The 17,601-nt window shown below is 64.3% G+C and carries 17 protein-coding genes; 8 read left to right on the forward strand and 9 right to left on the reverse strand.

Annotated elements, in window-relative coordinates; genetic code table 11:
• Positions 1-92: 92 nt before the first annotated feature.
• Entirely contained in the window at positions 93-602 is a 510-nt protein-coding gene (locus tag XH90_RS01470; protein ID WP_194478867.1) for a GNAT family N-acetyltransferase, read from the reverse strand.
• Positions 603-868: 266 nt separating this feature from the next.
• Between XH90_RS01470 and XH90_RS01475 the strand changes: the two genes are divergently transcribed.
• The 4 genes from XH90_RS01475 to XH90_RS01490 are packed head-to-tail and all read left to right on the forward strand — an operon-like array spanning position 869 to position 3,967.
• Complete coding sequence (locus XH90_RS01475) at positions 869-1,768, forward strand: dienelactone hydrolase family protein (RefSeq protein WP_194478868.1); 900 nt, start codon at positions 869-871, stop codon at positions 1,766-1,768.
• The gene (locus tag XH90_RS01480) at positions 1,765-2,232 is read left to right on the forward strand and encodes a DUF2269 domain-containing protein (RefSeq protein WP_194478869.1); all 468 of its coding nucleotides are present in this window, start codon (positions 1,765-1,767) and stop codon (positions 2,230-2,232) included. Before XH90_RS01475 ends, XH90_RS01480 begins: the two co-directional genes overlap by 4 nt.
• 8 nt (positions 2,233-2,240) lie before the next feature.
• Entirely contained in the window at positions 2,241-3,560 is a 1,320-nt protein-coding gene (locus tag XH90_RS01485) for an SDR family oxidoreductase (protein WP_194478870.1), read from the forward strand.
• Positions 3,560-3,967, forward strand: coding sequence for a thiol-disulfide oxidoreductase DCC family protein (locus XH90_RS01490; protein WP_194478871.1), 408 nt, complete (start codon positions 3,560-3,562; stop codon positions 3,965-3,967). Before XH90_RS01485 ends, XH90_RS01490 begins: the two co-directional genes overlap by 1 nt.
• A gap of 24 nt (positions 3,968-3,991) precedes the next feature.
• Here the strand turns inward: XH90_RS01490 and XH90_RS01495 are convergent, their stop codons facing one another.
• The 3 genes from XH90_RS01495 to XH90_RS01505 all read right to left on the reverse strand — a co-directional run bounded on the left by XH90_RS01495 (position 3,992) and on the right by XH90_RS01505 (position 8,223).
• A complete protein-coding gene (locus tag XH90_RS01495; RefSeq protein ID WP_194478872.1) occupies positions 3,992-5,236 on the reverse strand; it encodes an NAD(P)/FAD-dependent oxidoreductase in 1,245 nt (414 codons plus the stop codon).
• Between the two features lie 93 nt (positions 5,237-5,329).
• Positions 5,330-7,156: a translational GTPase TypA gene (typA, locus tag XH90_RS01500; RefSeq protein WP_194478873.1), complete on the reverse strand. Its 1,827-nt coding sequence runs from the start codon at positions 7,154-7,156 to the stop codon at positions 5,330-5,332.
• A 290-nt stretch (positions 7,157-7,446) separates the two neighbouring features.
• Positions 7,447-8,223 carry a Crp/Fnr family transcriptional regulator gene (locus XH90_RS01505; RefSeq protein WP_194478874.1) on the reverse strand — a complete coding sequence of 259 codons (777 nt, stop codon included), beginning with the start codon at positions 8,221-8,223 and terminating at the stop codon, positions 7,447-7,449.
• A 185-nt stretch (positions 8,224-8,408) separates the two neighbouring features.
• Between XH90_RS01505 and XH90_RS01510 the strand changes: the two genes are divergently transcribed.
• Positions 8,409-8,792, forward strand: coding sequence for a response regulator (locus XH90_RS01510; protein ID WP_246755668.1), 384 nt, complete (start codon positions 8,409-8,411; stop codon positions 8,790-8,792).
• A 7-nt stretch (positions 8,793-8,799) separates the two neighbouring features.
• Here the strand turns inward: XH90_RS01510 and XH90_RS01515 are convergent, their stop codons facing one another.
• Together XH90_RS01515 and XH90_RS01520 are read right to left on the reverse strand one after the other, a co-directional pair.
• On the reverse strand, positions 8,800-10,347 hold the full coding sequence (locus tag XH90_RS01515) for an alkaline phosphatase (protein WP_194478876.1): 1,548 nt from the start codon (positions 10,345-10,347) through the stop codon (positions 8,800-8,802).
• 184 nt (positions 10,348-10,531) lie between these two features.
• The gene (locus XH90_RS01520) at positions 10,532-11,977 is read right to left on the reverse strand and encodes a TAXI family TRAP transporter solute-binding subunit (RefSeq protein WP_194478877.1); all 1,446 of its coding nucleotides are present in this window, start codon (positions 11,975-11,977) and stop codon (positions 10,532-10,534) included.
• 152 nt (positions 11,978-12,129) lie between these two features.
• Between XH90_RS01520 and XH90_RS01525 the strand changes: the two genes are divergently transcribed.
• Positions 12,130-12,432: a 4a-hydroxytetrahydrobiopterin dehydratase gene (locus XH90_RS01525; RefSeq protein ID WP_194478878.1), complete on the forward strand. Its 303-nt coding sequence runs from the start codon at positions 12,130-12,132 to the stop codon at positions 12,430-12,432.
• A 90-nt stretch (positions 12,433-12,522) separates the two neighbouring features.
• Positions 12,523-12,900: a YkvA family protein gene (locus XH90_RS01530; protein ID WP_194478879.1), complete on the forward strand. Its 378-nt coding sequence runs from the start codon at positions 12,523-12,525 to the stop codon at positions 12,898-12,900.
• A gap of 140 nt (positions 12,901-13,040) precedes the next feature.
• On the opposite strand, the gene XH90_RS01535 is transcribed toward XH90_RS01530, so the two are convergent.
• The 3 genes from XH90_RS01535 to XH90_RS01545 all read right to left on the reverse strand — a co-directional run bounded on the left by XH90_RS01535 (position 13,041) and on the right by XH90_RS01545 (position 16,441).
• Positions 13,041-14,195 (reverse strand): TAXI family TRAP transporter solute-binding subunit, encoded by a 1,155-nt coding sequence (locus tag XH90_RS01535; protein WP_194478880.1) that lies wholly within the window; start codon positions 14,193-14,195, stop codon positions 13,041-13,043.
• Positions 14,196-14,213: 18 nt separating this feature from the next.
• Complete coding sequence (locus XH90_RS01540; protein ID WP_194478881.1) at positions 14,214-15,065, reverse strand: sel1 repeat family protein; 852 nt, start codon at positions 15,063-15,065, stop codon at positions 14,214-14,216.
• Positions 15,066-15,466: 401 nt separating this feature from the next.
• Complete coding sequence (locus XH90_RS01545; RefSeq protein ID WP_194478882.1) at positions 15,467-16,441, reverse strand: NADPH:quinone oxidoreductase family protein; 975 nt, start codon at positions 16,439-16,441, stop codon at positions 15,467-15,469.
• A gap of 210 nt (positions 16,442-16,651) precedes the next feature.
• On the opposite strand from XH90_RS01545, the gene XH90_RS01550 reads away from it, so the two are divergent.
• On the forward strand, positions 16,652-17,488 hold the full coding sequence (locus tag XH90_RS01550; RefSeq protein WP_194478883.1) for an SDR family oxidoreductase: 837 nt from the start codon (positions 16,652-16,654) through the stop codon (positions 17,486-17,488).
• Positions 17,489-17,601 lie beyond the last annotated feature (113 nt).

Consider the following 17,601-nt stretch of genomic DNA (forward strand, 5'->3'; position numbering starts at 1 on the left):
AATCCCGCGATCACCGGCGCAACAGGCTGATGGTATCGACGGATGGGAAGTGCTGCGGCTTAAGGCGTCAGCAGCTCAAATCGGTCCGAACCTCAGTTGGCCCAGGCGAAGGCGACCTTGTCGAGCGACTTCGGTCCGAATCGCTCCGAGGAGCGCGCCACCATCCGGCCACCCAGGGCCCGGTAGAACTCGGTGGCGGGATCGTTGTCCGAAAGCGCCCACACCACCATGCTCTTCAGATTGCTCTGCATGAGGTCGCGGCGGGCGGCGGTGAAAAGGCGGCGGCCGAAGCCGAGGCCCTGGAATTCCGGACGCAGGTAAAGCTCGTAGATCTCGCCGTCGAAATGCAGGCTGCGGGCACGATTGCGGCCGTAGTTCGCATAGCCCGCGATCTTGTCGCCGAACACGAGCACGCTGACGCGGCTGCCCTTGCGGATTGCGCTGTCCCACCACTGCGGACCGCGACGGTTGATCAGCTTTTCCAACTCGGCGCCGGGAATGATGCCCTGATAGGCAGAACGCCACGCTTCGTCATGGGTGGACGCCACCGCAGTTGCATCTGCAGCTTTGGCCGGCCGGACCTCGATCAGGGTTGTGCTCATGAAGGCGATCAAACCAAGTCGCCGCGCCGGCGGCAAGACCTATCGTTAATTATCGGTTAACCTGTGGACTTTCTGCATCAGTATTTTCACCATGTTGTACCGAAAAAAGACAAGCGGCCGCGTCGAACGGCGCCGGCGTGCCGTACGTCGGTGCAAAACGGCTTTGCGACAACGAATGAACGGCGATGGCAGCGCAGAAAGTCCGCCCCAAATGATTCGTTCCTACTAGTGTGGCCGTCGTTGTCCGTGCTCGCCTTCGGCAATTCATGCGGCTCTTCAACGCGCTTGCGTTCCTGCCTCTGCTGGTTCTGCTGACTGCGTCGCCTGTGTGCGCGGGGGTCACGTTTGGGCCATCGGAACCAGAGGGTGAGCCGTTACGCCGGCAGGAATGGCGCGTGCCGTCGCCGGACACCGACATTGCCGCGCGTGCGTTGTTGTTTCGTCCCGCCGGCGCGGGTCCGTTCCGGCTTGCAGTGATCGCGCATGCGTCGACGCAGAACGTGCTCCGTCGCGCGCAGATGCCGCAGCCGGAATATCGCGCACTCGCAGGGTTTCTCGTCGCACGCGGCTTCGCCGTGCTGGTGCCGGAGCGCCTCGGCCATGGTGCGACCGGCGGCCGCTATGCCGAGGACCAGGGCGGTTGCGACGAGGCGGATTATGCACGCGCAGGCCGCGCCACGGCGGAAGAAATTTCGCTCGCGCTGGACTATCTGCGGAAGCAGGATTTTATTCGCAAGGATGCCGCCGTCGTGATCGGACATTCAGCAGGTGGCTGGGGCGCGCTGGCGCTGGCGAATGGCGATCCGAAAGAGATTTCAGCCATTATTGCATTTGCGCCCGGACGTGGCGGCCACGCCAACGACGAACCGAACAAGATCTGTGCGCCCCATACGCTGCTTGGCGCGGCTACCGAATTCGGCAAGGCGGCGCGTATTCCCGTAACATCATTGGTCGCAGCCAATGACAGCTATTTCGCGCCGGCGTTTTCGAAGGCACTCGCGGATGCGTTCCGCAGCGCAGGCGGCAAGGATGATCTTCGCACGCTGCCGGCCATCGGCAGCGAGGGGCACTGGATGATCGAGACCGAGGCTGGCGTCAAAGCGGCAGGCAGCGAGCTCGCGCGGGCGCTGAACCTGCTAGCGCCCGGGGCGACCAAAAAGCGATGACGCTGTACTTCCTGGTCAAATATCTGCATGTGCTCGGCGCCATCGTCATCCTCGGCACCGGAACCGGTATCGCCTTCTTCATGCTGATGGCGCATCGCACCGGTCATGCGGAGTTCATCGCGCGCACGGCTTCGGTCGTGGTGATTGCCGACGCGATCTTCACGCTGTCGGCGGTGATCCTGCAGCCGGTCACGGGCGGATTGCTGATGATACTTTCGGCTACCTCGATCACTGAACGCTGGATCCTCGTCTCGCTCGCGCTCTACGCCGTCGCGGGAATGTTCTGGATTCCCGTCGTCTTCATGCAGATCGAGATGCGCGATCTCGCGCGCAAGGCCGCCGAGCAGCACGTCGCGTTGCCGGATCGCTACTTCGTGCTGTTCCGCCGCTGGTTTGCGTTTGGCTTCCCCGGCTTCGGCGCCTCGATGCTGATCCTCTGGCTGATGATCGCAAAACCATTTTGAAGGGCGCGATGACCCAGCGAACCATTCTTGTGCTTGGCGCCTCCGGTTTGATCGGCCGATTCATCACCGATGACCTGCGCGCGCGAGGGTTTCGCGTGGTTGGCCTCGCACGAAAGCTGTCGCCGCCGCAGAGGATGAGCACGCTCGATCTCGAGCTGCCGATCCTGACGCTCGATACGGCCGCGCTGATGCGCCTGATGAGCGAGCATGCCGTGGATGTCGTCGTGAACTGCCTCGGTGTGCTCCAGGACGGGCCCGGCGGCAACACTAGCGCCGTGCATCGCGATTTGGTTGCGCGTCTGCTTCAGACCATCGCCGGCAGCGGCCGCGCGATCCGGCTGGTGCATATCTCGATCCCCGGCACTGCGGAAGCCGATCGCACTGCCTTCGCCACGACCAAGCGCGAAGCCGACCGGCTGATTGCGGCATCGGGCATTCCCCACGCCATCCTGCGGCCCGGTTTCGTGGTGGCGCCGTCGGCCTATGGCGGCAGCGCCATGCTGCGCGCGCTTGCGGCCCTCCCGCTGGATCTTCCGGCTAAGGAGATGGCGACGCCATTCCAGCCCGTCGCAGTCGATGATATCTCCGCAACCATCGCCTGGCTCGCGGCGCGCGATATCGAAGATACGTCCGTAAAGGCGGTGAACTGGGACTTGATGCAATCCGGGCCGATCACGATGGCCGGTGTCATCGAGCAATTCCGATTTGCCTTCGGCACGGCCGGCTGGCCGCATGTCGCGATGCCGCCCTTCATGCTCGATCTCGGCGCAAGACTTGGCGATCTCGCCAGCACGCTCGGCTGGATGTCGCCGATGCGCTCCACCGCGATCGCCGAGCTGCGCCGCGGCGTAACGGGTGATCCCTCGGCCTGGACCGCCGCCACGGGGATCGTACCGAAAACGCTGGCTGACACGATCGGGCGCCATCCCGCCACCATCCAGGACAAATGGTTCGCGCGGCTGTTCCTGATCAAGGCGCTGATCCTTGCCAGCCTGATCGCGTTCTGGCTGGTGTCCGGCTTCATCGCATTGTTCGTGTCCTACCGCGCTGCTGCCGGTATCCTGACCGCGCACGACTTCCCGCCCGCGCTGGTCGATCCCGTCACCATCGGCACCAGCCTGATGGACATGAGCATCGGCGTGCTGATCGCCTTCCGCCGCACGGCTGCGGTCGGCCTGGCTGCGGGCATCATAGCCTCGCTCGGCTATATGTTCGGCGCGGCAATCCTGACACCGGATCTCTGGATCGAGCCGCTCGGTGCGTTGGTGAAGACCGGGCCTGCGATCGTGCTGATGCTGGTCGCGCTTTTGACGCTGGATAATCGCTAATGAGCAAGTGGTCCGACGATGACGTGATCCTGTACGACGGCGTCTGCATCTTCTGCTCGTGCTGGGTGAGGTTCGTCGCGGCGCGCGACGCGGCCAAGCGGTTTCGCTTCACGCCGATCCAGTCGGACTATGGCGCGAAGCTCGCGCGGACCTTCGGCATCGATCCCGATGATCCTGACACTAATGCCGTCGTCCACGGCGGCGAAGCGTTCGTGAAATCGGACGCCGCGCTGACAGTGCTGTCGCAGCTTCCCGGCTGGGGCTGGGTGCGGATGCTGTTCGCCGTACCGAAGCCGCTGCGCGACCCCGTCTACAGCCTCATCGCGCGCAACCGCTATCGCATCTTCGGGAAGTACGACGCGTGCTTCGTGCCCGATGCGGAGCTGCGGGCGCGCGTGATCGAGTAGCACTCGCAACGACGGAGCGTGCGGTTACGGCTTGCCAAGAGCCGCCAGCGCTTCCTTCGCCGCCCGCTCCCCACTGTCCCGTGCCCCGTGCGCCGTCGTGAAGAAACTCGGCGAGGTCGCCTCTCCCGCAAAGAACAGTCGCCCGTCCACGGGCTCCGCCAGTACGGCGCGATCTCCGGCGTGACCGGGCAGCGCGTGCGAGTACGAGCCTCTTGCAAACGGATCATGCCCCCAGCGTGACTCATACAGCGGCTTCAGCTTGCGGCGGATGTCGTTGCCGAGGAAGCCGGCGATCTCGTCGATGCTGTGTGCGGCGATGGCACCCTCGCCGGCGGCTTCCAGCTGGCGGGCAAAACTGCCGCCGAAAAAGCCCTCGATGCAGGGCTGGCCGAACGGGCGGATGTGGTAGGTGCCCATCCCGGTGCGCATGGTGGCGCCGCGCAGGTTCCCTTCTTTCGGGAAAGCTTCGGCGCCGTCGAGCGCCAGCGTCACCTTGTCGTCGAGGCCGAGCGGCAGGCCGGCTGCGGCATCGATCTTGGCAGGGAGCGGCGGCGAGAAGCGGATCGCTTGGTCGGCGATCAGATTGGTCGGCACGGTGACGATCACCTTGTCGGCAGCAAGCGTGCCCTGTGATGTCTCGATGCGGATGCGCTTCGCTGAATGATCGATCAGCGTGACGTTGCAGTTCAGCGCCACCGGGCATGGCGCGCCATAGGCCGCGATGAGCGCGCCGTAGCCGCGGCGGACGCGCCAGTTGAGTTCGCTGTCCTCATAGGCGTCCCAGTCGAGCGTCGACATGTCCTCGAGCTCGCAGCCGTTGATGTAGGTCGAGATCGCGTCGATCATCGGATTCCAGCGATTGCCGGGCTCGAGGCTCAGGCTCGCGGGCTCGTCCGTGCCTTTCTGCGCGGCCTGCCAGAGCCGCTCGTAGAAGGCCTCCATCGCGCGCATGAAATCGTCGCGCTCGCCTTGCGGAAACGCATTGCCATAGGCGCGCTCGCGCCAGGGCGGCAGATCCTTGTTGAGCTCGAAACCGAGTTGCCTTGCGACGGCGACGAAGGAGTTCTTGTCCGCGGAGTGCAGCCAACCGCAGCCGACGTCGAAGGTCACGTCAGGTGAGGCTTGCACGGTCCAGGCGCGGCCGCCAAGCCGGTTGCGTGCCTCCAGCACGATCACACAGAGGCTGGAGCCCGCCAACGCGTGTGCTGCGCCAAGGCCGGCGGCACCGGCGCCGATGATCGCGACGTCGACGGAGGAGGGCAAGGACATGGGTGGGCTCTAGCACGTTCGCTGAAAGCCCACCACAAGACGAACTGTCATCGCCCGGCAGCCGGGGCATGACAGTGAGTGAGACCGGCGGCCTTACGCCACCGCTTCCTTGGCCTTTTCCGCGCGCTTGCGTTCGTTCGGGTCGAGGTGCTTCTTGCGCAGGCGGATCGACTTCGGGGTGACCTCGACGAGCTCGTCGTCCTCGATATAGGCGAGCGCCTTTTCGAGGGTCATGCGGATCGGCGGGGTCAGGCGCACGGCTTCGTCCTTCGACGTCGTGCGGATGTTGGTGAGCTGCTTGCCCTTGAGCACGTTGATCTCGAGATCGTTGTCGCGGGTGTGCTCGCCGACGATCATGCCCTTGTAGACCTTCCAGCCGGGCTCGATCATCATCGGGCCGCGGTCTTCCAGCTTGAACATGGCGTAGGCCACCGCCTCGCCCTGGTCGTTGGAGATCAAGACGCCGTTACGGCGGCCCTGGATCTCGCCCTTGTACGGGGCATAGCCGTGGAACAGGCGGTTCATGATCGCGGTGCCGCGGGTGTCGGTGAGCAGTTCGCCCTGATAGCCGATCAGGCCGCGGGTCGGCGCGTAGAACACCAGGCGCTGACGATTGCCGCCCGAAGGCTTCATCTCGATCAGCTCGGACTTGCGCTCGCTCATCTTCTGCACGACGACGCCGGAATGCTCCTCGTCGACGTCGATCACGACCTCCTCGATCGGCTCCATGGTGGCGCCGGTCGCTTCGTCCTTCTGGTACACGACGCGCGGGCGCGACACCGAGAGCTCAAAGCCCTCACGACGCATGGTCTCGATCAGGATCGCGAGCTGCAATTCGCCGCGGCCGGACACTTCCATCGCATCCTTGTCGGCGGACTCGACGACGCGCAACGCGACGTTGCCCTCGGCTTCACGCAAGAGACGGTCGCGGATCATGCGGCTCGTCACCTTGTCGCCTTCGGTACCGGCGAGCGGGGAGTTGTTGACGATGAACGACATCGACACGGTCGGCGGATCGATCGGTTGCGCCGGCAGCGGTACCTCGACGGTGGGATCGCAGAAAGTGTCGGCGACGGTGCCTTTGGTCAGGCCGGCAATGGCGACGATGTCGCCGGCTTCGGCTTCATCGAGCGGCGTGCGCTCGAGACCGCGGAATGCCAGGATCTTGGTGATACGCCCGGTCTCGACCAGCTTGCCGTCGGCATGAAGCACCTTGACCTGCTGGTTCGGCTTGAGGACGCCGGACGAGATGCGGCCGGTGATGATGCGGCCGAGATAGGGATTGGCTTCCAGGATGGTGCCGATCATCCGGAACGGCCCTTCCTCGACCGTCGGCGGTGCGACGTGACGCAGGATCAGGTCGAACAGCGGCTCCATGCCCTTGTCCTGCGGACCCTCCGGGCTCTCGGCCATCCAGCCCTGCTTGGCCGACCCGTAGAGGATCGGGAAATCGAGCTGCTCCTCGCTGGCGTCGAGCGCCGCGAACAGGTCGAACACCTCGTTGATGACTTCGGTCGGGCGCGCGTCGGGGCGATCGACCTTGTTGATGACGACGATCGGCTTGAGGCCGACCTTGAGCGCCTTGGAGACCACGAACTTGGTCTGCGGCAGCGGGCCTTCGGCCGCGTCCACCAGCACCAGCGCGCCGTCCACCATGTTCAGGATTCGCTCGACCTCACCGCCGAAATCGGCGTGGCCGGGGGTGTCGACGATGTTGACGCGGGTGTCCTTCCACTGCACCGAGGCCGCCTTGGCCAGAATGGTGATGCCGCGCTCGCGCTCCAGGTCGTTGGAGTCCATGGCGCGATCCGTCACCTTCTGGTTCTCGCGGAACGTGCCGGACTGCTGGAGGAGCTTGTCGACGAGGGTCGTCTTGCCATGGTCGACGTGGGCGATGATGGCGACGTTACGAAGGTTCATGAGTGAGCTTCTTTGCGGTCGGACAATGGGTTAAGCGCGATCTCGCCGGTCAAGCCGGGACCTCTTCACGGACGACGCTGAAACGTGGAAAACGGGGCCTGCTACGCCCAAAAAGGAAACCCGGCCATATCGACCGGGCACCCCATGCGTTTGCGCCGCAATATAGGGAAAAAACGCCAAAAAACAATGCGTTCTTTCGAGGTTGGTTGATTGAATTTTGTCCGGGAATCCCCGGGGCTTAGAATATCCCGGACCAAACCGGCCCTTTATTCGCGGGACAAGTGCCCCAACTAGCCCTGCGCGGAGCTGTGGTTCGGCTCCTCTGTCGGATAGACCCCGCGCAGCACCTCCTCGAAGTGCATCTTGACGGCGTCGTTGCAGAGGCAGGCGCGCAGGCGCAGGCCGTCATGGTTGCGGACCAGGATCGAGCCGCGCCGCGTGTCGAGCACGCCTTCGGCCTTGAACGATTGCAGCACGCGGCTGGCATAGCTGCGCCCCACGCCGAGCAACGTGGCGAGCTGCTCATGCGTCAACGGCACGCTGCTCTCGTCGCCGGTTCGCTCCATCGCCGCGATGATCCATTTCGCCGTGCGCTGCTCGATCGAGTGAATGGCGTTGCAGGCGGTCGACTGGAAAATCTGCGCCAGCATGCAGTCGGCATAGCGCGCGAAGATGTTGCGCAGTGACGGCGAGCGCGCCTTCGCCGCTTCCAGCTTGCCGACGTGAATGCGCGCGAACGGGCCGCCGAACTTGACGCAGATGCGGGTATAGGCCGGCAGAAATCCTTCGCTGACGATGCCGCCCACCGCGCCCTCACGGCCGACCAGGATGGTCTCGACGTCGCGGCCGTCCTCGTTCGGAACGAGGAACGTCGCGAGCGAGGGCCCGCACGGAAAGTGCACGACCTGGACATCGTCGCCGGGACTGTAGAGCAGATGGTTCGGGCCGACCTCGTCGACGGCGAAATGTGGTGCGAGCAGCGCATAGTCCGGCGCATTCAACCGCCGAAGCAGATTGTTGGCAGGGCGGCTCTCGATCTCGCTTGTCTTGCTGATACGCGCATCCATCGCAAACTCCCCATCCTCCTCTCCACCTTAGCGAGTTCCGTCCATGGCTTGTGTGCACATGTGGACAGACGTCAAAACTGTTCTGTGGTGAGTTTCGTTCCGGGAACCCTCCGATGCGCTGGGCGCAGGCGTCGGCATGGGCTGTCCTGATTGGTGACAACATGCAGCCCTCAATAGCCAGGATCATGATACCTGCTTTCCCCGACGGCTCAGCCGTCAGCCCTGCCGATGTGCTGATCGTCGAGGACGATCCGATCATCGCGATCGATTTCGAGGATCGCCTGCTCGGCTTTGGCGTGAGCAGCGTGCGCACGGTGGGCTCGGTGGCGCAGGCCCTGAACGCTATCACGGCACGCGCGCCCGACTTCGCGCTGCTCGATGTCGAGTTGATCCGCGAGAAGAGTTTTGCGATCGCCGAACGGCTTGCAGCCCTGGATATTCCCTTCGTCTTCGTCACCGGCTACGGCGCGGAGACGAGCATTCCGCCGGAGTTTGCCGCACGGCCACGGCTGCAAAAGCCCTGCTCCAGCGATGCGCTGGAGGCGGCGTTGCAGGCGCGCGGCGGCTAGATCGGCCTCAGGCGAGTTTCGGATCGAGCGTGGTCGACCACAGCGCGACGTCGGCGCGGTCGCGCAGCGTCACTGTCATCTGGCCGGAAGTGCCGTCGATCTTGACGTGACCGAAGAACTGCATGCCCGCTGACGGCGGCAGGTTCTGCTTGTCGAGGCCGGGTGCCCTGACGAAGCGCACCTCGGGGCCGAACGTGTTGTCGAGCTCGTTCGGGCCGAACGTGCCGGCGTGCAGCGGGCCCGAGACGAACTCCCAGAACGGCTCGAAATCCTGGAATTGCGCCTTGTTCGGATCGTAATAATGCGCGGCGGCGTAGTGCACGTCCGCCGTCAGCCACACCGTGTTCCTGATCGGCGCCACCTTGATGAAGCGCAGGATGTCGGCGATCTCGAGTTCGCGGCCGCGGGGCGGGCCGTCGCTTTGCGCGAAGGCTTCCGAACCCTTCTTGTTCGCGGCATCATCGTAAACGAGGATGCTGAGCGGCATGTCGGAGGCGATCACCTTCCAGGTCGCGCGCGAATTGAGCAGTTCGCGCTTCAGCCAGGCCATCTGCTCGGGCCCGAGGAAATAGCTGGCCGGGCCGTACTCGGTTTCGAGATTGGCGCCGTTCGGGCCGCGATAGCTGCGCTCGTCGAGCACGAACACGTCGAGATGCGGGCCGTAGGAGATTTTGCGATAGACCCGGCCCGGCTCATTGATGCTCTCGCGCATCGGATACATCTCGTGGAAGGCGCGGCTCGCGCGCGCCGCGAGCAGCCAGATGTCGCGCACCTTGTAGGTCGCCGGCAGATCCTTCGACAGCGACCAGTTGTTGGTCACCTCGTGATCGTCCCACTGCACGAAAACAGGCACTTCGGCATTGAAGGCGCGGACGTTGTCGTCGGTGAAATTGTATTTGTGCGCCGCGCGGTACTCGTCCAGCGTCTCGGCGACCTTGGCCTTTTCGGGGATGGTGAGGTTCTTCCAGATCTTGCCGTCTGCGAGCTTCACCTCGGAAGGGATCACGCCGTCGGCGTAGATGGTGTCGCCGGAGTGCAGCAGGAAATCCGGCCGGTGCTTGCGCATGGCTGAGAAGGTGAGCATGCCGCCGTCATCGGGATTGATGCCCCAGCCTTGGCCGGCGACGTCGCCGCCCCAGACGAAGCTGACGTCGCGGCGGTCGGCCGGCGCGGTGCGGAAGCGGCCGACCACCGGCTCGCCTTCGATCGCAGTATGGGAGAGATCGCGGAAGCGGACGCGGTAGAAGATGTCCTGTCCGCCGGGCAGATTCTCCACCAGCATCTTCGCGGTGAAGTCGCTCTCGGGCAGCGCCGCGATCGGCGGCAGCGCACGGGAGTCCTTGAACGATTCCGTCGTCGCCACCTCGACCAGCATCTGCGCGGGACGGTCGGTGCGCGCCCAGACCACACCGCCATCGACGGTGACGTCGCCGGACTGCACGCCGTGGGTGACCATAGGCCGGTCGGCGGCGCGCGACAGATGCGGCATCGCGATCGCGCCGAGTGCGCCGGCGCCGGTGGTGAGGAATTTGCGGCGGGAGAATTTGATCTTCATGGCGTGGGGCTCGCGGGCTGGCGCATCTTGAGCTGTCATTTCGGAGCGCGCGAAGCGCTAATCCGGAATCTCGAGATTCCCCGGTGCGCAATGGCGCACCTGAGGTCTGGTCCTTCGGACCATCCCGGAATGACGACGGAACCTATATTGAGACATTGTGACGCGGCAATTACGCGTGCAGACGTTATGCGTTGCCGGCGGCTCGGAATTGCGCGCCGGCGCGCTGCAGGTTCTGCGGCAGGCTGGACAGCACCGCCTTGCGGTCGGCGACCGCGGTGTGGAATTGGTCGAGCGCGATGTTGAAGGCCGCCAGTGCGCCTTCCTCGATGGCACCGTGATCGAAGCAGCGCAGCGTGTCGCGCAGGATCTCGTCGGCCTCGGCCTGCATCTGGTCGAGCTCGTCGGTCGTCTCGCTCTTCCGGGCTGCGGTGAGCATGTCGAGCAGACGCTCGCGCAGATGGCTGTTGTTGTCGCGCTCGTCCTTTTTGAGGTAGCCCGCGAACCAGGCGCCGAGCGAGCCCGTGGCCGAGAGCGCCATCAGGCTCCACCAGATGTAATCGCTGTACTTGTCGAGGAAGGTCTTCTCCTCGCCGTCGACGAAGGCGGCAGCGCCCGGATGCACGGGGATCACCGCGTCCTTGTCGGTGTCGGGCGTTTCGATCTTCGCGGCCTGCGGGAAGTCGGTAAGCAATTGCTGGCGCACGGCGAAGAGCTGCCGGGTGAAGGCCGCGACCGTGGTCTCTGAAAGGCCTTTGCGCGCCACGATGTGATGCGAGAAGCTGATGGTCTTGACCTCGTCGTCGGGACGATCGGGCGAGCCGCCATAGGTGCCGGCGGGAATTTCCGAGGCTTCATAGACCGGATGATTCTGCGCGATCGCATCCGCCGAATCGATCGCGAGGAAGGTCGGCGTGCCGCCGTCCCTGGCGGAGGCCGTAATCGCATCCGATGTGATCTTGCTGTTGACTGGGCCGGCCGCGAGATAGACGTCGGCCTTCTGGGCTTTGATCGCTTCCACGACCTCGCTTGCCGGGAATTGCACGATCTCGACCTTGGCGGGATCGATGCCGTATTGCTGCAGGATCACTTTCAGCAGATTGACGTTGGCCTGCGTCTTGCCGACCACGCCGACGCGGTGGCCGGCGAGCTGTGCGATCTTGGTGATCTTCGCGCCCTTCTTCTTGCCCTTGCCCGGCACCGACCACAGCACCACGACGTTCTTGCGCAGCGTCGCAACGGCCTGCGCGTTCTTGGGAACGTCGAGATCGCCGCGCACGATGGCAAGATCCGCCTTGCCTTCGGCGAGCTGGCCCGCGCTGGCGGTGGCGCCCTCGGTCGGGATCGGGCGCAGCCGCACGGAGCCTTTGCTCTGCGCGAAGGCCTGCGTCAGTGTCTGCACGACTTTGAGATCGTCGCTGTTGGCTGGGCCGACCGCGATCTTCAGCGTGACCGGTCGCATCGCGAAATAGTAGCCGCCGGCGAGCGCGCCGATGATGGCGAGCACCAGCGCCAGAGACACGAGCGCGGTCTTCCGCGCCGCGGATCGCGGCGAACGCGGAGGGGGCGTCTCGGCCAGGTTCAAGTCCCCGGTCATCGATCTCCCAAACAGGCGCTTCAGGCTCAGTTTCATCTTGGCCGGCGATTTACGCCCGCAATTGTAGCAAATTTCTTGTCCGGCGGGGTTACATCTCCGTCATGGTTAGCGGATGCGCGAAATCCCCGATGAACCCCAGGCGTAAGCGGGGCGTTAGGGTAAAGTTCCCCTGAAGAACGGAGGCGGTCATGGCAGAGCGATTGGCGGCGGACGCACGCAAGCAGGCGCTGGGCGGTATCCCGGGCTGGACCGAGGTCCAGGGCCGCGACGCCATCGGGAAAACCTTTGTCTTCAAGGATTTCAACGAGGCCTTCGGCTTCATGACCCGCGCGGCGCTGATCGCTGAAAAAATGGATCATCACCCGGAATGGCGCAACGTTTACAAGACGGTGGAGGTGGTGCTCTCGACCCACGACGCCGGCGGCGTCACCAGGCTCGACGTCGAGCTTGCGAGCGCGATGAACGCCATCGCCAAGCTTACATCGGGCTGACATCTTGCAGGCAAAATGCGCGTCCCCATGTTGTGATCAGCATGCGATGCGGCGATCCGCCGCGTCCGGCTGAACGGGGAGTTCTCGGCCATGGCTGCCGAACACGGCGTCGGCTTCGAGCCGGCCGATCGGCTCGCGGAAGATCGTGACAGCGCGCGCCGCCGCTTCTGGCGCAAGCTGAAGCGCGTCGCCGCGCATCTGCCGTTCACCGAGGATCTGCTCGCGGCCTATTACTGCGCCTTCGACCGGCAGACGCCGCGCCATGTCCAGGCGTCGCTGTTGGGGGCGATCGCCTATTTCATCCTGCCGTTCGACTTCATTCCCGACGTGATGCCAGTGCTCGGCTTCACCGATGACGCCGCGATTCTCGCCACTGCCATTCGCATGGTCGCCAGCCACATCACCTCGGAGCACCGCGAAGCCGCGCGTGCCGCGCTGACGCGCGGCGTGGATGAGGCGGAGGAATAGCAGGGCCCCATATTCCGCTGTTATTCTCCGCGAAGGCGGAGAATCCAGTACGCCGCGGCTTCTCGATTCAATCACGGCCGTCTCGGAGTACTGGATCGCCCGGTCAAGCCGGGCGATGACAGCGAGAGTGTGGCCGTCCGCTACTTCTTCTCCGCGCGCGCCTTCTCCGCATCCCATGCCTGGAATTGCCTGAACAGCGTCTCCCGCTCCGCGTCGGACACCTTCGCGCCCGCCGGGCTCTGCTTCAGGAATGCTTCGAAGCGTTGCTGCGTTACCGGTTCGACGCCGTGTCGGTCGAGCCATTGCTGCGCCACCGGCAATCTGCTCCAGCCCGCCAGGGGAGCCGCGAGCGACACCTCTTTCCATTTGGGATGGAAGGGTGCGTTCTGAAGCGCCGGGAATTTCGTGAAGAAGGCATCCACGAACAGCGCGAGCTTGCGATAGCGCTCCGTGTTGGGCGCCCAATTATAGGCCGCCAGCACAGCAGGCACGGCGATCGTATCCACGCTCTCGCCCTCCTTGATCAGGTTCGGATAGTCCTTGGCAGTGAGCGTCGCCGGCAGATAGTCGTTCTGGAGCGGCTTTGCATAGTCCACGCGCGCGAGATGGAAGCGACCGTCATTGCCGAAGGTCGAGACCGATTTGTACGGCTTGCCGCCGACCACGATGACGGCGTCGATCTCGCCGGCCTTCAATTTCTCCATCGCAATGCGCTGCTCGACATAGACGAATTTCGCCCTGATCCCGAGCCGCTCGAACACGGTGAGTGCGGTGACGAAAGTGCCGCCGTTCGGCAAGTCGACGCTGACCGTCTTGCCCTCGAGGTCTTTCAGCGTCGAGACCGATTTCGGTGCGATCACCTGCATCTCCTCGTTGTAGAGCTTGGTGACATAGGTGAACTGCCGCTTGATGTCCTTCGCGAATCCCTTTCGCTCGAGGTAATCCAGCGTATCAGCGCGCACCACGCCGAGATCGACGCCTTGCAGGAACAGGATGTCGGCCACGCTCTGCACCGAGCCGCGGCCGACGATCGGCAGGACGCGGATCTTGTTGCCGTCGTCGAGCACCGAGGCGAGGTCGGCGCCGAATTGCACATAGGTGCCGCCGATCGTGCCTGTTATCAGCGTCACGGTGTTGGCGTTCAGCGCCTGTTTGGTCGAACTCGAGCCGAACTGGAAGATGGCCTTCAGGCTGTCGGAGACCTTGGCCGGATCATATTCGGTCTGTTCAGCATGAGCCGCGAAGGCGCAGATCGTCGTGATGGCGGCAAGCGCCATTCTCAAAGTGTCACGCATGATGTCCCCTGAAAAGTTCTAGTTCGAAAGCTGGGCGAGGCGCTGCTGCGCCTCGGCGGATCCGAGCGTTGCGGCCTTCTGGTACCAGTCGCGTGCCGCGCTCGCGTCGGCACTGACGCTGCGTGTGTCCCTCGTGCCGAGCACGGCCGGATCATAGGTCTGCGCCAGCAGAAGTGCGGCCGTTGCGTCCCCCGCGCTCGCGGTGCGTTCGAGCAGCAGCCGCGCTGCGGCGATGTCGCCGACGCCGATCAGGCTCCTCGCCCGCGTCATCAACCCTGCCAGCGTATCGGCATCGAGCGTCTTTGCCGGCGGAGATGGAGGTGACGCGGGTTGCACGGCGGCGACGGGCACAGGCGTCTGGGCTTGCAGCGCACTCTGGTAGGCCGTCGCAATCGCTTCACGGCTTGGCGTCGATGGGGCCGGCAGGTTCTGCATGTCGGCGCTCGCCAGCGTCGGCCTGGTGGCGCGAGCAGGGTCCTTGAGCGCGGCCTGCCGCGCAACCGGCGCATTGGCCGGCATCGCTGGCTGCTCAGGAGTTGTGGCCGTTGCGCCACCGGCATTGGCGGCGACGAGGCTGCGCAGGTCGGGCTGAAACAGCGCGGCCAAAATCGCCAAGAAGCCTACAACCACAACAGCGGCGAGAACGCGCGGGAAGATCTTCCGTTCTGAGCGCAAATCCAGCGGTGCAAATTCGCGCGGATCGGGTGTACCGAGCGGGTCGCACAGAAAGAGTGGGATCGGATCGACCTGTGAAAGATCGGCGCGTTGTGCGCGCGCGCGGATGTAGGACGCGGTGGATGATTGTGATTCCGTTCGATTGGAGTCGAGCGCGCTCGACCCCCTGGACGGACGGTGTGCCGTCGACTCCATGGTGATGCTCCCCATTACTGACGCAACGCAGGGGCCGTCCCGGCTTCAGTCTTCTTGTTGTTGTCCAGAAGCGCCCCGCAAACTGGAACCCGTAAATCGCAGTTTGAATCAGCCCAAAAAACGACGGCGGTTGGCGCGATCAGGGAGATATTTGGGTTTGATTGGGGCGAGGCGGCGGAGTGCACCGCAATTTCTGCGCGAATGGTTGAGGGGGACTTTACAGTGCAGCGGTGGGCACACGGCCCGCCCCGCGCTCGCTGTCATTCCCCGCGAAGGCGCGCGAAGGCGGGGAATCCAGTACGCCGCGGCCTATCGCTTCGGCTACGACCGTCTCGGAGTTACTGGATCGCCCGGTCAAGCCAGGCGATGACGGTTGAGTATGTGGCGACTGCGCCGCATCCTCACGGATGCAGGATCACCTTGCCCATGGCCTGCCGTCCCGCGAGCACCTTCAGCGCGTCGGCGGTCTGCGCCAGCGGGAAGGTGCGGTCGACATGAGATGAGATCTTTCCTTCCGCCGTCCACTTCACGAGCTTCTCGAGATTGGCGCGGTTCTTCTCGGGATTCTGTCGGGTCCAGGCGCCCCAGAACACGCCTCTGATATCGCAGCCCTTCAGCAGCGCGAGGTTCAGCGGCATCTTCGGAATGTCGCCGGCGGCAAAGCCGATCACGAGGAAGCGGCCTTCCCAGGCGATCGAGCGCAGCGCCGCTTCCGCATACGCGCCACCCACTGGATCGAAGATGATGTCGACGCCCTTTCCGCCCGTGAGCTTGCGCAGGCCTTCCTTGAGATCTTCCTTGGCGTAATTCAGCGTCAGCTCGGCGCCGTGAGCCTTGGCGAATTCGAGCTTCTCCTCGGACGAGGCGCAGGCGATCACCTTCAGGCCCATCAGCTTGCCGAGCTCGCACGCGGCAAGCCCGGTGCCGCCGGCCGCACCGAGCACCGCGAGCGTCTCGCCCGGGTTCGGGCTGGCGCGATCTTCCAGCGCATGCAGCGCCGTGCCGTAGATGATGATGATGCCGGCCGCGCGGTCGTAGTCGAGATTGTCCGGGATCTTCACGATCCCAGAAGCAGGCAACGCGATCTTTTCGCGCGCGCCGTTGTGGCCGCAGGACGCGACCACGCGATCGCCGACCTTGAGATCAGTGACACCAGGACCGATGCTCTCGATCACACCGGCAACTTCGGCGGCGGGCGAGAACGGGAACGGCGGCTTGATCTGGTACTTGCCCTGGATCATCAGGATGTCGAAGAAATTCAGCGCCGCCGCCTTGATCGCGATCACGGCCTCGCCGGGACCTGCCACCGGATCCGGCACGTCGGCGAGCACGAGATCGTCGGGCTGGCAATATTGCGAGCAAAGGATGGCTTTCATGGCGGCACCTGGGGCGTTTCGAGTGGAGTTCTAGCTAGGGCGGTTTTGCCGGATTTGGGGCGACCCTACAATCAGGATTCTTTGTCTGAGGAGCGCGCTGGCCTATCCTCGTCATTGCGAGCGCGGCGACTATTTTCCGCGGTGCGGACTCTGGATTGCTTCGCTTCGCTTGCAATGACGGAGCAAGAACAAAAAGAAAGGATTCAAACGATGTTTGAAACAGGTCTGCTCAAGGACAAACGAATCCTCGTCACCGGCGGCGGTTCGGGCCTCGGTGCTGCGATGGGACGCCGCTTCCTCGCGCTTGGCGCAGAGCTCGTGATCTGCGGCCGCAAGCTCGATCGGCTCGAAGCAACTGCGAGCGAGATGCGCAAAGAGACCAGCGGCAAGGTCACCGCGATCGCGTGCGATGTTCGCGACGGTGCCGCCGTCGACGCGATGATGGATGCGATCTGGCGCGAAGCACCACTCGATATTCTCGTCAACAATGCCGCCGCGACCTTCATCGCACAAAGCGAGCATCTGTCGTTCCGCGCGGCCGATGCGATCCTGGCGCCAACGCTGCACGGCGCGATGTACTGCACGCTCGCTGCTGGCAAGCGTTGGATCGATGGCAAGCACAATGGTGTCGTACTCTCGATCCTCTCGACCTCGACCATCACCGGCCGCGCCTTCACCGTCCCTTCCGCGATGGCGAAATCGGCGGTGTTGGCGATGACCAGGAGTCTCGCGGTGGAGTGGGGTCCGAAGGGCATCCGCACGGTCGCGATCGCGCCGGGCCCGTTCCCGACGCCGGGCGCGTCCGGCCAGTTGCGGCTCCAGGGACGCGACGACAGCCTGCTGCGCAACCCGATGGGGCGCAATGGCGAGCACAGCGAGCTTGCCGACCTCGCCAGCTTCCTGGTCTCGGACCGTGCTGCTTACATCAACGGCGAGATGGTGGTGATCGATGGCGGCGCGCATTTGCGCAGTTCCGGTGCCGAGGACCTGTTGCAATGGACCGACGCGCAATGGGCCGAACAGCGCGCCGCGCGGTCCAAAAGCTAGTCCTGTTGCTCGGCTAACTGCCTTCCCAAATTGGACTTTCCCGGTTATCCCTGACTCGGGGACAACGCACGGCCGGGCCATCTTCCAGTCACAATATTGAGGGAACCACTCCA

The sequence above is a fragment of the Bradyrhizobium sp. CCBAU 53338 genome (assembly GCF_015291665.1).
Taxonomy (GTDB): Bacteria; Pseudomonadota; Alphaproteobacteria; order Rhizobiales; family Xanthobacteraceae; genus Bradyrhizobium.

What these genes read in the sequence shown, in the direction of transcription:
- XH90_RS01470 (WP_194478867.1), bottom strand. Translation starts at nt 602, where the DNA reads ATGAGCACAACCCTGATCGAGGTCCGGCCGGCCAAAGCTGCAGATGCA.
- XH90_RS01475 (WP_194478868.1), top strand. Translation starts at nt 869, where the DNA reads ATGCGGCTCTTCAACGCGCTTGCGTTCCTGCCTCTGCTGGTTCTGCTG.
- XH90_RS01480 (WP_194478869.1), top strand. Translation starts at nt 1,765, where the DNA reads ATGACGCTGTACTTCCTGGTCAAATATCTGCATGTGCTCGGCGCCATC.
- XH90_RS01485 (WP_194478870.1), top strand. Translation starts at nt 2,241, where the DNA reads ATGACCCAGCGAACCATTCTTGTGCTTGGCGCCTCCGGTTTGATCGGC.
- XH90_RS01490 (WP_194478871.1), top strand. Translation starts at nt 3,560, where the DNA reads ATGAGCAAGTGGTCCGACGATGACGTGATCCTGTACGACGGCGTCTGC.
- XH90_RS01495 (WP_194478872.1), bottom strand. Translation starts at nt 5,236, where the DNA reads ATGTCCTTGCCCTCCTCCGTCGACGTCGCGATCATCGGCGCCGGTGCC.
- typA (WP_194478873.1), bottom strand. Translation starts at nt 7,156, where the DNA reads ATGAACCTTCGTAACGTCGCCATCATCGCCCACGTCGACCATGGCAAG.
- XH90_RS01505 (WP_194478874.1), bottom strand. Translation starts at nt 8,223, where the DNA reads ATGGATGCGCGTATCAGCAAGACAAGCGAGATCGAGAGCCGCCCTGCC.
- XH90_RS01510 (WP_246755668.1), top strand. Translation starts at nt 8,409, where the DNA reads ATGATACCTGCTTTCCCCGACGGCTCAGCCGTCAGCCCTGCCGATGTG.
- XH90_RS01515 (WP_194478876.1), bottom strand. Translation starts at nt 10,347, where the DNA reads ATGAAGATCAAATTCTCCCGCCGCAAATTCCTCACCACCGGCGCCGGC.
- XH90_RS01520 (WP_194478877.1), bottom strand. Translation starts at nt 11,977, where the DNA reads ATGAAACTGAGCCTGAAGCGCCTGTTTGGGAGATCGATGACCGGGGAC.
- XH90_RS01525 (WP_194478878.1), top strand. Translation starts at nt 12,130, where the DNA reads ATGGCAGAGCGATTGGCGGCGGACGCACGCAAGCAGGCGCTGGGCGGT.
- XH90_RS01530 (WP_194478879.1), top strand. Translation starts at nt 12,523, where the DNA reads ATGGCTGCCGAACACGGCGTCGGCTTCGAGCCGGCCGATCGGCTCGCG.
- XH90_RS01535 (WP_194478880.1), bottom strand. Translation starts at nt 14,195, where the DNA reads ATGCGTGACACTTTGAGAATGGCGCTTGCCGCCATCACGACGATCTGC.
- XH90_RS01540 (WP_194478881.1), bottom strand. Translation starts at nt 15,065, where the DNA reads ATGGAGTCGACGGCACACCGTCCGTCCAGGGGGTCGAGCGCGCTCGAC.
- XH90_RS01545 (WP_194478882.1), bottom strand. Translation starts at nt 16,441, where the DNA reads ATGAAAGCCATCCTTTGCTCGCAATATTGCCAGCCCGACGATCTCGTG.
- XH90_RS01550 (WP_194478883.1), top strand. Translation starts at nt 16,652, where the DNA reads ATGTTTGAAACAGGTCTGCTCAAGGACAAACGAATCCTCGTCACCGGC.